Source organism: Streptomyces sp. NPDC007901, assembly GCF_042959465.1.
In the GTDB taxonomy this organism is placed as follows: Bacteria; Actinomycetota; Actinomycetes; order Streptomycetales; family Streptomycetaceae; genus Streptomyces.
On sequence record NZ_JBIBKW010000008.1, the window covers coordinates 57,979 to 70,977 of the forward strand.

The following is a 12,999-nucleotide window of genomic DNA, read 5'->3' on the forward strand; positions in this document are numbered from 1 at the left end:
CGTGCAACCTCCTCCCTCTGCCTCTTCCTCTCCCTCTCCCGACGAGGCCCTCGCGGCCCTCACCGACCCGGCGGGACCGTATCTGATCGGCGTGCGGCACCACGCTCCGTCGCTGGCCGCCGCCGTACCCGAACTGCTGGACACGGCCGCGCCGGACGTGCTGCTCGTCGAGCTGCCCGCGGAACTGCAGGAGTGGCTGCCATGGCTCGCCGACGAGGAGACCCGCGCCCCGGTCGCCCTCGCCGCGGCACCGTCCGACGGCAGCAGCGGCCCCGCGTTCTACCCGTTCGCCGACTTCTCCCCCGAACTGGCGGCGGTGCGCTGGGCCGCGCGGAGCGGGGTGCCGGTGGTGGCCTGCGATCTGCCGCTGGCGGATCGGGGGTGGCGGGAGGGGGAGGCCGCGGCGCGGGGACCGGGCCACCTCTCGACCGCCTTGCGCTCCCGGCTCACCGGCCGCCCGGGGGACGACCTCTGGGACCGGCTGGTCGAGGCGGCAGCACCCGGTTCGACACCGGAGGCCCTGCGCCGGGCGGCGCTGCTGACGGGGTGGGCTATGCGGGAGGAGTCCGCCGTGTCGGAGGTGGATCTGCGGCGGGAGGAGTGGATGCGTGAGCGGCTGGCACAAGCAACGGCGGAGGGCAGCCGAGCAGCGGTTGTGGTCGGCGCCTTTCACACGCCGGCACTGTTGCGCCCCTTCAGGGGCGCGGGGCCGCGATCGACGTGCGGCTGCCGCCGCGTGGGCGCGACCAGCCCTCACCCGCCGGCACCCGAATGGACCACCTCCCTCATCCCCTACACCTACGCCCTCCTCGACGAACGCTCCGGCTACCCCGCCGGCATCCGCGACCCCGAGTGGCAGCACATGGTCCTCGAAGCGGCCGGTGAACCGTCGGCCCTGACGGAGATGCTGACCCGCGCCGCCGTCCGCATCTGCGCCGAACTCCGTTCGATGGGCCACCCCTCGGGCCCGGCCGACGCCAGGGAGATCATCCGGCTCGCCGGAGACCTCGCCCGCCTCCGCAACCTCCCCGCCGCAGGCCGCGGCGAGCTGGTCGAGGCCGTCCAGACCGTGCTGGCGCAGGGCGAGCCGTACGGCCGCGGCCGGGCGGTGGCGAAGGCGATGGAGAACGTCCTGGTCGGCGACCGCGCCGGCCGCCCCACGCCCCGCGTGCCCCGCAGCGGCCTCGCCCCCGCCGTGGAGGCCGAGCTCGCCGACCTCGGGCTGCCCGGCCCGGCGGACAGCGGACCCGGCGCCACCCGGGACCTTCGGCTCGACCCCCTCCGCTCGGACCTGGACCGCCGCCGCGAACTCCTGCTGCGCCGCCTGACGTTGTGTTCGGTGCCGTACGCCGAGCGGAAGGAGGTGACCGGCACGGGCGGTGCCGATGCCCTCACCTCGCGCTGGGAGGTCCGCTGGACTCCGGCCACGGCCGCGATGCTGGCGGCGGCCGGGGTGCGTGGGGTCACCCTCGCGCAGGCGGCCGAGGGGGTGCTGCGCGAGCACGGCCGCAGGGAGCGGGACGCCGGCGGACCCACGGCGGCCCAGGTGCTGGCCGGTCTGGAGCAGGCGGCACACTGCGGTCTGCCCGGGCTCGTGGACGAGCGGCTCGGCGACACCGCCGACGTGCTCCCGGACTCCGGCACCCTGCCCGAACTCCTCGCCGCTCTTGCCCTGTCGGACCGGCTGCGGGCCGGTCATGTCGCCGGACTCGACGCGGACGAGGACCGTACGGCCAAGGCGGTCGCCGTGGCCGAGCTGCTGACCGCCGCGGCGGTACGGCAGGTGGACGGACTCACCGGTTCCGAGGACCGGGCCGATGCCCACGCCCTGCTCGAACTCGCCCATCGTGCCGACCTGCTGGGCGGGATCCGGCTCACCGACGCCCTCGCCCGGCTGGCGGCCGACGGCTCCCCGTTGATGCGGGGCGCCGCGGGTGCCGTCCGGGTGCTGCTCGGCCAGGAGGAACCGGAAGCGTTCGGCCGCCGGGTCGCCTCCTGGGTCGACGGGGCCGTCGACGCCGAGGCCCGAACCGCCCTGACCGCCCGGCTGACCGGGGTGCTGACCGCCGCCGGACGCCTGCTGGAGGCGGCCGCCCCCGCGTTGGAGCCCCTGGTCGACCGGGTGTCGGAGCTGTCCGACCGGGACTTCCTCGACCGGCTGCCGGCGCTGCGCGGCGGCTTCGACGCGCTCAGCCCGGCCGACCGCGAGCGGCTGCTGACCGGTGTCGAGGGGCGCCTCGGCGTCGACCGGGTGGCCGACACCGGCGCCGTCGACCCGGCCGCGCTGGCCACCTGGACCCGCGCGGACCTCGCCGCCCGCGAAACCCTGCGCGCGCTCGGCCTGCTGCCCGCGCGCCGGGTGCTCCCGGAGCCCGAACCCACCACGGCGGCTCCGCTCCCGGAGGACCACCGGCTGGCGCCCGCCGACCGCTGGCGCCTGGTGCTGGGCCGCCGTACCGATCAACTGCCCGTTTCGGCACGGTCCTTGGCCACCGCGCTGGACGAGTTGTACGGCAGCGGACGCGGTGAGGGCAGCCGGGGTGACCTCGGCGGCGGGGGCGGGCGCGAGGCGCCGTATCCCGGGGTGCGGGAGTGGTCGGAGGAGCTGGCGGCGCTGTTCGGGCCGGGTGTCCGGGAGGAGGTGCTGGCGGCGGCCGCCGCGACGGGCCGTCAGGACGTGCTGGCCGAGCTGGACCCGGACCGCGTGCGGCCTTCCGTGGACCTGTTGCGGTCGGTGCTGCGGCACGCGGGCGGGCTGCCCGAGGCCCGGCTGGCCGCGCTGCGCCCGCTAGTACGGCGTCTCGTGGACGCGCTGACACGGGAGTTGGCGACCCGGTTGCGTCCCGCGCTGCACGGCACCGCCCTGCCGCGCCCCAGCCGGCGTCCGGGCGGCGGCCTCGACCTGCCGCGTACGCTGCGGGCCAACCTGGCCACCGCGCGCCGTACCGCCGACGGCACGGTGCGGGTGATCCCGGAGCACCCCGTCTTCCGGACCCGGGCCCGGCGGGCCGCCGACTGGCGGCTGGTCCTGGTGACCGACGTGTCGGGGTCGATGGAGGCGTCCACGGTCTGGGCGGCGCTCACGGCCTCGGTACTGGCGGGGGTGCCGACGCTGTCCACGCACTTCCTGGCCTTCTCCACCGAGGTCATCGACCTCACCGACCATGTCGCCGACCCGCTGTCGCTGCTCCTGGAGGTCAGCGTCGGCGGCGGCACCCATATCGCGGCCGGGCTACGGCAGGCGCGGGAGCTGGTGACCGTGCCGTCCCGCACGCTCGTGGTCGTGGTCAGCGACTTCGAGGAGGGCTATCCGGTGGGCGGACTGCTCGCCGAGGTGCGGGCGCTGGTCGGGGCGGGCTGTCAGGTGCTGGGCTGCGCGAGCCTGGACGACTCGGGGCGCCCCCGGTACTCCACGGGAGTCGCGGGGCAGTTGGTCGCGGCCGGGATGCCGGTCGCCGCCCTCAGCCCGCTCGAACTCGCGCGCTGGGTAGGGGAGAAGATCGCATGACCACGGAACTGCCCGCCGTCGCACCGGCGGTGACCGCCGAGCTGGTCGCGGCCCTGTCGCCACGGCTGCGCAAACGGCTGGACGCGGGCATCGCCAAGCTGGCGGACCGGCCCGTCGTCCGGGACGGCGACACCGTGCGCATCACCGTCGACGACGAGGGCTCCGCCCTCGAACTGCACGCCCCCGAGGGCGCCGTGGCCGACGCGGCGGCCATCCGCTGCGGCTGTCTGCTGGCCCCGGACTGCCTGCACCGCGCGGCCGCGGCTTCGGCGGCGCCGGTGGCGGATCCGACCGAGACCGTCGAGGTGCCCGTACCCGACGCGCCGACGCCCAAGGCCTCGACCGCCGTGTCGGCTCCCGCTCCCCCTCCTGGCCCGGCCTCCGACGATTCCGCGCCCCCGCCTCAACTCGCCGCCGCCGAAGCCGTCTTCGCCGCCACGGCCGCCGTGCTCGACGCCGGTACGGACGGATCCGGTGCCGTACTGCAGGCGGAGCTGTTGCGGGCCGCGCACACCGCGCGCCTCGCGGGTCTCCCCCGGGCGGCCACGGCGGCGGTCTCCGTGGTCACCGGGTTGCGCGCGGCCCGCGCGGCCGACCCGGCGTTCCGGCTCGCCGGTCTCGTCACCGCCCTGTCGGAGACCCTGTACGTCGCCCACCGCGTCCCCCTCGCCACCGGTCCCGAACTGACCGGGCTGCGCGGCACCGGACGGCAGCCGTACGCACCGAACGGTTCGCTGCGGCTGTACGGCCTGTTCTCCGAGCCCGTGCTCACCGCGAGCGGCTACGCGGGCGCCGTCACCTGGACCGCCGACACCGAGGGCCGGCTGTACACCGTCTCGGACGTGGCCCCCGGCGGCGCGGGCCGGGCGGTGGGGGCCGCCGACCGTGCCGTACGCATCGGGGACACGGCGCTGACGCACCGGGAGTTGTCGCGGGCGGGCCTCGCGGTGTCCGGGGCGACGGTCTCGCCGACCGGGCGGCTCGGTGCGGGCGCGGGGGTACGGGCGGTGCGCGCGTCCGGTGCCGACTGGCGGGCGGAGCCGCTGGAGCGGTTGTGGACGGTGCCCGTGGCCGAGCAGGTGGGGCGGGCTCTGGGCGGCGGAGCCGATCTGCTGTTCCTGGAGGTGACGCTGGTCGGCGCGGTGCGTGAGGCCGCGGGTGACTGTCTGCTGGCCGAGTGCGGCGGCGTACCGGTGCGGCTGACGGCGGCGCACGACCATCCGGCGCTGCCGCACCGTGACAACCTGCGGCTGCTGGCCGCCGCGCGGGGCAGCCGGCTGCGGGTGATCACGCGTCTCACCCCGGCTCCGCACGCCCGCGCCCAGTTGCTCGCGACCGAACACCCCACGATCTCCGGGAGCCGCGTCGACCTGGGCCTGGACCGGCTGCACCATGCGGACCTGCCGGTTCCGGCGCCGGCCGCCGCCGTACCGGCTCCGGAGGAGGCGCCCCTGCACCTGTTGCGGCGCCGGGTCGAGCAGGCGGCTTCGGGCGGGCGGCGGGTGCTGGCCTTTCCGGGGAGTTCCGCGGCCGACGTCCGCCGTCTGCACCGGCACGGTCTCGGTACGGCAGGCGATGTCCTGGACGAGCTGCTCGGGGCCGCGGCGCAACGTTCGCGCGACGCCTTCGGCCGCCTCCTGCCGGCGGACACCGGCCGTTTCGCCCGGGTCTGGCTGACCGCGGCGCGCTACACGGACGAGGTGGACCGTACGCTGTGCGCGGCGGCGTGGGGCGGATGACCGGGGACGACGACGGGCCGCGGGCCGCCGCTCCCCCGTGTCGGCGGCCCGCACGACCGGAGTCGTCGCACCCGGTCGCGGTGCCCGGTTGAAGCATGCGACACCTGACCGTTGCCTGGGTATGCGTATAACTGCGTAGGGGCAGGGGCAGAGAGGACCACGTGGTACACGGGCTGGACAGGGCCTACGAGCGGCTCACCGAGCTGGCCGTGGCCGCGCTGCACGAACGCGAGCCCGATCGGCTGTGGCCGCTGCTCGCCGATGCCCTGACCTGCCTGTGCGGCGGCGAGACGCTGATCTACAAGCTGGACGACTGGAGCGAGGGGAAGGGCACCCTGGGTCTGGCGCCCGCCGCGGCCATCGAGTTGGGCCGTCTGGACGACGAGGCGCTGGGCGTGCTGCGCTCGGGCTATCCGTTCGCCCACCACTACGCGGCCGGTCTCGGCCGTAGCCCCGTCACGGCCCGCAGGATCGCCGACCGCGCCTGGTCGGCGAGCGAGACCGTGCGGGTGCTGGGTGACGCCCTGGATCTGAACCAGGTGCTGGCGCTCCCGCTGCCCGGGACGGTCGCGCCGATCACGGGGTGTCTGGTCTACCGCTCCGGAGCGGACTTCACCGACGACCAGGTGAGGATCGCGGAGCGCGCCCAGCCGCTGCTGGCCGCCGTGGAGCAGCAGCGGCAACTCCTGGAGCAGTGGCGCCGGTTGTCTGCGGCGGCCGACGAGCCGGAGGAGCGCGCGGCGGACTGCGCGCTGACCCCCCGCGAACTCACCGTCCTGCTCCTGCTCACCGATGCCCTGACCGCCGACGCGATCGGCCGCCGGCTGGGCATCTCGGCGCGCACGGTGCACAAGCACATCGAGAACATCTACCGCAAACTCGGCACCCGGGACCGCCTCAGCACGGTCCTGCACGCCCAGCGGCTGGGGTTGGTGCCCGCACCGGACCGCCCGCCGGGCGGCGGGCAGCCGTCGGGCGCCGGGGATCACAACGGCATGTAGTCCGAGAGCCGGTCGGTGAGGACCACCACGGAGACCACATCCCCGGACGCGGACCGGCCGAGCCACACCGACCAGGCTCCGTCACCGCCGGTGCAGAAGGTCACCAGGTCGCCGCCGGTCCTCCGGTCGGCGACGCGCAGGGTGCCGGTCCTGACCTCCTCGACCCCGCCGTCCCCTTCGCCGCCGTCCCCTTCGCCGTCGTAGTAGCGCCGGAACGTTCCGGGCTCGCCGTCGAGCAACAGCCCGGGGATCCTCGCCCTCGCCGACGAGTACGGGTTCTGCGCGGTACTCCCCCGGGGGGATCGCCTGGGTGAGTTCCCTGGGGGCGGCCGGATAGAGCGGATCGGCGACCACCAGCCGGCCGCTGGGCACCCGGACCGTGGTGACGTCCTCGACCCGGTCGACGGTCGGCTCGCCCCAGTCGTCATCGACTTGGGCACGACCGTACCGGACGCCACTGACAACGCCGGGCGGCCGGGAAACGCCTGGACAGGGTCCTCGGGCACCCGGCAGAGTGGGCGATCATGACGACCAGTGAGCTGTGGAGCCGGGCCGCGGCCGAGCGTTACGACGCCGAGGAGACCGGGATGAACTCGGCCGCGGTGCTCGGGCCGACCGTCGACTTCCTCGCCGAACTCGCCGGAGACGGCCGGGCGCTGGAGTTCGCCATCGGGACCGGACGGGTCGGTGTCCCGCTCCGGGAGCGCGGGGTACCCGTGGCGGGCATCGAGTACTCCGAGCCGATGGCGGCGGTGCTGCGGCGGAAGGCCGACGAGGAGACGCTGCCGGTCGTGATCGGGGACATGGCCAGGGCCACCGTGCCCGGCGCGTTCTCCCTGGTCTATCTCGTGTACAACACCATCTCGAACCTGCTCACCCAGGACGAGCAGGTCGAGTGCTTCCGCAACGCCGCCCGGCATCTGGCACCCGGGGGCCGGTTCGTGATCGAGCTGGGGGTGCCGCCGCTGCGGCTGCTGCCGCCCGGCCAGGTCGCGGTGCCGTTCGACGTCTCCGCGGGGCATCTCGGGTTCGACACCTTCGACCTGGTCGAGCAGATCCTCGTCTCGCACCACCTCACCCGCGACGGCGAGGACGGCCACTACCGCCGCGACGACTCCCGGCACCGGTACGCCTGGCCGGCGGAGCTGGACCTGATGGCCCGGATCGCGGGCCTGGAGCTGGAGCGGCGCGTCGCCGACTGGGACGGGTCCCCGTTCGTGCAGGACTCCTCGAAGCACATCTCCGTGTGGCGCAAGCCGGCCTAGCCGACCGGGGTGTCCTCGCCGACCGGGGACGGACACCGGCCGGCTAACCGCTCGCCGGTGTCCACTGGATCCGGGTGCTGCACAGGGAGACCACGACCGCCGCGGTCGCGACGACTCCCAGGCCCCACACCAGGCTGCTCGAGTTCGCGACGAAACCGATGAGCGGCGGCCCGGCGAGCAGACCCGTCGTGCCCATGGCGGCGACCAGGGCCAGCGCCTCCGAGCCCTGTTTCGCCGCGGCCACGTAGACGCACGGGGTCACCGCCGCACAGCCCAGTCCGACACAGGCGAACCCGACGAGCGCCGCCACCACTCCGCCGCTCACCAGGGCGAAGGCGAGCCCGGCGGCGGCCAGGGCGCTGCCGAACAGCACGACGCGCCCGTCGCCCCAGCGGCTGCGCCAGCCGTCCGCGAAGAGCCGGGCCAGCACCATCATGCCGGAGAAGACGGCGATGCCCATCGGTGCCAACTCCGCCGAGGACTTGGCGACTTCCCTCAGGTAGAGGGCGGACCAGTCGTTCATGGCGCCCTCGGTGACCGTGCCGAACGCCATGGCGCAGCACATCCAGACCGTCACCCTGGACGGGAGGCTCCAGCCGGTGCGGCTCCTGCTCTGCTTCTCGGCCGCCGGAGCCTCGTCCACGAGCAGGCCGGCGCGTGCCACAGCCGCCAGCAGGACCAGGACCGCGGCGGCCACACCGAAGTGCGCCGTGACGGAGGAGGTGGCCGCGTTCATGCCGGAGGCGAGCAGCGCGGCGAGCAGCGAGCCCGCGCTGAACGTGGCGTGCAGTTTGGCCATGGTGTTGCGTTCGTAGCGGGTCTCCAGGGCCGTTCCCTGTGCGTTCATGGCCACGTTCAGGCATCCCACGCACACCCCGTCGGCGACCATGACCAGCAGGGCGACCGGATAGTCCGGCGCGAGGGCGAGCGCCAGGAGCAGCAGGGTCAGGCAGAGGGCCGACAACACGGCCAGCCGTGCCGAGCCCAGCCGCCGCATGAGCACCGGCACCAGCGGGAACGACACCACGGCGCCGATACCGGCCGCCATCAGCAGCACCCCCACCTCGGCCGCGGTCAGCCCGAGGTCCGCCTTGATGGCGGGGATCCGCGCGGCCCAGGTGGCGTACTGGAAGCCGAGGGAGCAGAACAGTGCGGCGATGGCCAGCCGGCTGCGCTGGAAGGGGTCATGGACAGGGAACACGCGCATCAACTCGTTTCGTCGACTCGGCCGTCGCCGCGGACCTGCGGACGGGACATGTAGACGGCGTTCGTGCCGTATCCGCCCGGAGCGATCCCCGGGTACGCGGTGAACCCGCGCCTCGTCCAGAACGGCTCACTCCGGCCGACGGCGATCAGCGAGATCCGCTCGAAGCCGCGCGACCCGGCGGTCAGGGTCAGGTGGTTCAGGAGACGCTGTCCCAGCCCCCCGCCGCGCAGCCGCTCCGCGACGACGATGTCGTGCAGGTGCAGATTGCGCGGACGGTGCGCGGGGACCGATGACTCCTCCGCCCGTTCGAGGTCGGGGTATCTGAAGGGCGGATACGGCAGGGCCAGCAGGTACCCGGCCGGTCGCGCGTCGACGTCCAGGACGAAACAGGTCTCCGGTGAGGCGTCCGCCCTGGACCGCAGGGCCGCCTGCCCCTCGGAGAGGCCGAGTTCCGTGTAGGCACGGGATTCCATGGCGGCGATGGCGTCCCAGTCGGCGTCGGTGATGGGGCGGATGCCCACGCCGTCGCCGCTCACGGGCGTCCTCCGCCGACGCAGGTGTACGGGAGCGGGGCGAAGCCGTTGAAGCCCTGGGTCGTGTAGCTGATCGCGTAGGCGCCGGTGGAGAGCAGCCAGACGGGGTCGCCGGACGCCAGTTCCCGGGGGACCTGGACGAGGGCGTGTCCCTGGGGGTAGGCGTCGTCGCTGTCGCAGGTGGGACCGGCCAGGACGGCGGGGACGTACTCGGCGTCGGGGTGGGTGGGGAAGACGAGCGGGTACTGCAACGCGTCCATCTCGTAGAGGCCGTTGAACTTGCCGCAGCTCAGGTAGAGCCAGTACCGGCGCTCGCCGTCGGGTCCTCGGCGCTCGGCGAGGCGGGCCACATGGGCGCGGATGGCTCCGTGGTCGGCGACGAGGTGGCGCCCGGGCTCCATGACGAACGCGAGGTGTTCGCCGTGGACCTTTCTGAGATGGCGCATCCCTTCGCGGACGACGGCGAAGATCTTGTCCAGCGGGGGTTCCAGGGGCAGGCCGTACCGGTCGAGATAGCCGAGGGCCGGCAGCCCGCCGCCGAGGTTGACGTGGTCCAGGACGATCCCGCGCCGGCCGAGGGCGGTCAGCACGTCCGCCAGGCACTCGACGGCGCTGTGCCAGGCGTCCGCCGTCATCTGCTGGGAGCCGACGTGCACGGACAGTCCGGAGGGCGTGAGTCCCGTCTCCCGTGCCGCCTCCAGGATCCGTACCGCGTCCGCCGGCGAGCAGCCGAACTTGTTGCTCAGTCCCCACAGCGCCCCGTCGCCGCTCGTCGCCAGCCGGCAGAACACACGGGCTCCCGGGGCGTGGGCCGCGACGGCCGCCAGGTCCTCGACGCTGTCGGTCGCGAAGTCCCGGACGCCGAGGCGATGGGCGTCGGCGATGTCCCGGTCGGACTTGACGGTGTTGCCGTAGTGCGTCCGGTCGACCGGGACACCCGCGCGCAGCGCCTGCTCCAGCTCGCGGGGGCTCGCCCCGTCGACCCCCGCGCCCTTGCGGGCCAGATGGGCGAGCACCTCGTCCACCGGGCAGGTCTTCATGGCGAAACGGACGGCGACGCCGGGCAGTTCGCGCCGGAGGGTGTCGTAGCGGCTCTCGATTCCGGTCAGGTCGAAGAAGATCCGATCCTCGGTGGCGCCCGCCAGCGCGGCGCGCAGCGGTGCCGACTCGTGCGCCATCGTCGCCCTCACCGCCGCTGCGGTACGGACGTGAGCGCGGCCGCCCGCACCAGCGGCTCCCACGCCTCCACCAGCAGGGCGAAGTCCTCGATGTCGCCGCGTGCCTCGTCGAGGAGACGTTCGCGGCGCTGCCCGAGAAGGTCGGCGAACTCGGCGTATCTGCCGCCCAGTTTCCGGTACGCGGTGTCCAGGACGTCCAGCCGGTGGACGTTCTCGGTCCGGTCGAGGCTCGCGCTCTGCCTGGCCAGCCCGGCCACGACGGACGGGCGTACCCGCCCTTGTCCGTCGAGCAACGACGCACCGGCCCGTGCCATCCGGTCGTAGACGAAGTTGAAGTAGAGCATCGACAGCAGGAACTTGACGAAGCGCAGCTGGTACGCCGTGAACCCGGAGTCGGTGCGGCGTTCGCCGGTGTAGTAGTTGACGATGTTCCGGTTGTGCAGGACGCCCGGCAGCGCGGCGTCGTGGACCAGGTGGATCAGGAAGTAGTCGCTGCCGATGGTGTCGGTCGCGGGTGGCAGGGGCACCCGTTCGTGCACGCCGTGGAAGGCGATGTTGCACATGTCCACGCGCATGGGGTCGACCAGGGTGAGGGTGGAGTGGTCCGCGGTGAAGGCGTCGGTGCCGGCGCCCCGGAAGGACTCCTCGACGAGTTCTCTCTTCTGCTCGCCGGACCAGTGGGCGGGCGCCCAGAGGCCGACCATGTCGTGGTAGACGGCGGGGTCGATGCGGAGTATGTCGCCGATGTCGACGGAGAGTTCGCCGACGAAGGAGCTGCCGACCATCGCGACCCGGCGGTCCAGGTGGTCGGAGGACAGTGCGGTCTCGGTGACATGCGGGGCCGCGTCGGTCGCGCGCCTGCCGAGTGACAGCAGTTCGTGGTGGACGGGGTAGACGGCCGCGCCGTTCACGGCCTGGTACCGGCTGTCGGAATCCCTGCGGTGGACCGACTCGCAGCCGAGCGCCGCGGCGAGGAGGAAGGCCCGGTTCGTGCAGGCGCCGTAGGAGACACCGGCGGGGAGCATCAGATCCAGCAGGAGGTCGGGCTTCGTCGCCGCGGACCGGTCGATCGCGCGCCGGAGGAAGTCCCGCTGCAGTGCCTCGTCGAGGTGGTGTACGACGATCCGCGGGTCCTGCGGGATCCGGCGCAGGGTGTCGGCGTGCTCCGCGTAAGCCGGTGCGGGGCAGGAGTCCAGGATCAGGAGGTGCACCTCGACGTCGAAGTGCCGGACGGCGTAGGCCGCTTCCTCGGCCACGGCCGTGATCGTCGCCGCGCAGGGCCTGTTGGTCGGCAGGGTCAGGCAGATTCGGCGCATGTCTCTTCTCCGGCCGGCGGTGTCGCCCCGTCGAGGTCCGCTCCGGTCCAGGACCTGAGGCCGAGCAGTTTCGCGCCGAGTTCGTCGAGCGTGGCCCGCCCGTACCGCAGGGACTCGTGGCGGGTGGCGTCGCCCAGCAGCGTTCCGTTCCAGTCGGGTGTGGCGAGGGTGCGCCAGGACTCGACCCGGGACCTCCGGAGCGTCTCGTGGGACTCCAGGGCCGGCATCATCGACAGGTACTGGACCGCGCGCACCTTCTCGTGGGCGGTGTTCGGTGCCACGCCGTGCGCCAGCAGACCGTTGAAGATCAGCAGGTCACCGGCCTCGAGTTCCGGTCGCACCACGGGGAACTCCGCGCGGTCGATCCTGGGCCGGATCGGGTCGCGGTCCTCCGGCTGGAACACCTTCCACTGGTCGAACCGCTTGAACAGCTCCGGGCAGCACTGGAAGCCGCCGAGTTCCGGCCGGGTGTCGGTCAGGGCGATGATCCCCTGGACCCGCTGCGGCAGGACGCCGAGCGTGGTGTCGACATCCCAGTGGAGCTCGATGTCGAAGCCCTCCTCCGTGCGCGGGATCAGGGCGCGGTCACGGTTCCTGATGTTGGGCGGGTTCAGGTTGAGCCGGTCGAGCGTCACCCACAGCTCTTCGCAGTCCCAGACGTCGACGAACGCGTCGTAGACCCGCCGGGTCTGGCGGCTGTCCCAGATGAGCTGGTGGTGGTAGGCCTCGACGAAGCCGTAGATGTGCAGTTCCCGGTCGAGGTCGGAGCGGTACTCGCGCTCCTCGTACCAGGTCTCGGGCCGCTCGGGGTCGAGGCCCTGGAACTCCCAGGCGAAGTCGAGCAGTTGACGGGCCGACGCGGCGGGGATGGCCTGCTTGACCACCACGTAGCCGTACGTCTGCCAGAAGGCGAGGTCCTCTTCGGACAGGACTCGCAGGGGGCGGGACTTCTTCAGGTCCCGCAGGGGTGTCGGGGCGAGATAGGTCTCGCCGTCCGAGCTGAAGTAGGGGGTGTCCGAGGGGGCTCGATGGAGATAACGGTCAGTCGTGGGCATAACGGTGCTCCACACCTCGTTCTCGGGTACCGGCGACCCAGCCGGGTCACCAACTGCGCGGAGTGCGGGGCGGGGACGCGCGGCAGCATCACTGCACCACGGGCCGCACCAGCCCCTCTTCGAACTCGCGTTGCAACCAACTTGGACTAGACCAACTCGAACTGTCAAACACCGCAGTTGAGGGCGCTTCTGCGCCA

Annotated in this window: 10 protein-coding genes; 4 read left to right on the forward strand and 6 right to left on the reverse strand. The window is 73.5% G+C overall.

Going from position 1 to position 12,999, the window contains the following annotated elements; genetic code table 11:
• Position 1: 1 nt before the first annotated feature.
• The 3 genes from ACFZDK_RS25780 to ACFZDK_RS25790 all read left to right on the forward strand — a co-directional run bounded on the left by ACFZDK_RS25780 (position 2) and on the right by ACFZDK_RS25790 (position 6,248).
• Positions 2-3,508, forward strand: coding sequence for a DUF5682 family protein (locus ACFZDK_RS25780; protein WP_390976011.1), 3,507 nt, complete (start codon positions 2-4; stop codon positions 3,506-3,508).
• Positions 3,505-5,247, forward strand: a complete 1,743-nt coding sequence (locus tag ACFZDK_RS25785) for a hypothetical protein (RefSeq protein WP_390976013.1) — start codon at positions 3,505-3,507, stop codon at positions 5,245-5,247. Before ACFZDK_RS25780 ends, ACFZDK_RS25785 begins: the two co-directional genes overlap by 4 nt.
• Before the next feature lie 161 nt (positions 5,248-5,408).
• On the forward strand, positions 5,409-6,248 hold the full coding sequence (locus ACFZDK_RS25790) for a LuxR C-terminal-related transcriptional regulator (protein WP_390976015.1): 840 nt from the start codon (positions 5,409-5,411) through the stop codon (positions 6,246-6,248).
• Here ACFZDK_RS25790 and ACFZDK_RS25795 read toward each other — a convergent pair.
• Positions 6,233-6,487: a hypothetical protein gene (locus tag ACFZDK_RS25795; protein WP_390976017.1), complete on the reverse strand. Its 255-nt coding sequence runs from the start codon at positions 6,485-6,487 to the stop codon at positions 6,233-6,235. The two genes, ACFZDK_RS25790 and ACFZDK_RS25795, sit on opposite strands and share 16 nt — an antisense overlap.
• Before the next feature lie 285 nt (positions 6,488-6,772).
• Between ACFZDK_RS25795 and ACFZDK_RS25800 the strand changes: the two genes are divergently transcribed.
• Complete coding sequence (locus ACFZDK_RS25800) at positions 6,773-7,513, forward strand: methyltransferase domain-containing protein (protein ID WP_390976019.1); 741 nt, start codon at positions 6,773-6,775, stop codon at positions 7,511-7,513.
• A 43-nt stretch (positions 7,514-7,556) separates the two neighbouring features.
• Here ACFZDK_RS25800 and ACFZDK_RS25805 read toward each other — a convergent pair whose 3' ends face one another.
• From ACFZDK_RS25805 to ACFZDK_RS25825, 5 genes are read right to left on the reverse strand one after another with little or no spacing between them, the layout of a single operon-like run.
• Positions 7,557-8,720, reverse strand: coding sequence for an MFS transporter (locus ACFZDK_RS25805; RefSeq protein ID WP_390976020.1), 1,164 nt, complete (start codon positions 8,718-8,720; stop codon positions 7,557-7,559).
• Positions 8,720-9,193, reverse strand: coding sequence for a GNAT family N-acetyltransferase (locus ACFZDK_RS25810; protein ID WP_390976492.1), 474 nt, complete (start codon positions 9,191-9,193; stop codon positions 8,720-8,722). The genes ACFZDK_RS25805 and ACFZDK_RS25810 overlap by 1 nt, the downstream gene beginning before the upstream one ends.
• Positions 9,194-9,252: 59 nt before the next feature.
• Positions 9,253-10,431: a type III PLP-dependent enzyme gene (locus tag ACFZDK_RS25815; RefSeq protein ID WP_390976494.1), complete on the reverse strand. Its 1,179-nt coding sequence runs from the start codon at positions 10,429-10,431 to the stop codon at positions 9,253-9,255.
• 8 nt (positions 10,432-10,439) lie between these two features.
• Positions 10,440-11,747, reverse strand: a complete 1,308-nt coding sequence (locus ACFZDK_RS25820) for a DUF6271 family protein (protein ID WP_390976022.1) — start codon at positions 11,745-11,747, stop codon at positions 10,440-10,442.
• On the reverse strand, positions 11,729-12,802 hold the full coding sequence (locus ACFZDK_RS25825; protein WP_390976024.1) for a phytanoyl-CoA dioxygenase family protein: 1,074 nt from the start codon (positions 12,800-12,802) through the stop codon (positions 11,729-11,731). The genes ACFZDK_RS25820 and ACFZDK_RS25825 overlap by 19 nt, the downstream gene beginning before the upstream one ends.
• Between the last annotated feature and the right edge of the window lie 197 nt (positions 12,803-12,999).

Coding starts and splice junctions, on each gene's coding strand:
- ACFZDK_RS25785 (WP_390976013.1), top strand. CDS start 3,505: ATGACCACGGAACTGCCCGCCGTCGCACCGGCGGTGACCGCCGAGCTG.
- ACFZDK_RS25800 (WP_390976019.1), top strand. CDS start 6,773: ATGACGACCAGTGAGCTGTGGAGCCGGGCCGCGGCCGAGCGTTACGAC.
- ACFZDK_RS25805 (WP_390976020.1), bottom strand. CDS start 8,720: ATGCGCGTGTTCCCTGTCCATGACCCCTTCCAGCGCAGCCGGCTGGCC.
- ACFZDK_RS25810 (WP_390976492.1), bottom strand. CDS start 9,193: ATGGAATCCCGTGCCTACACGGAACTCGGCCTCTCCGAGGGGCAGGCG.
- ACFZDK_RS25815 (WP_390976494.1), bottom strand. CDS start 10,431: ATGGCGCACGAGTCGGCACCGCTGCGCGCCGCGCTGGCGGGCGCCACC.
- ACFZDK_RS25820 (WP_390976022.1), bottom strand. CDS start 11,747: ATGCGCCGAATCTGCCTGACCCTGCCGACCAACAGGCCCTGCGCGGCG.
- ACFZDK_RS25825 (WP_390976024.1), bottom strand. CDS start 12,802: ATGCCCACGACTGACCGTTATCTCCATCGAGCCCCCTCGGACACCCCC.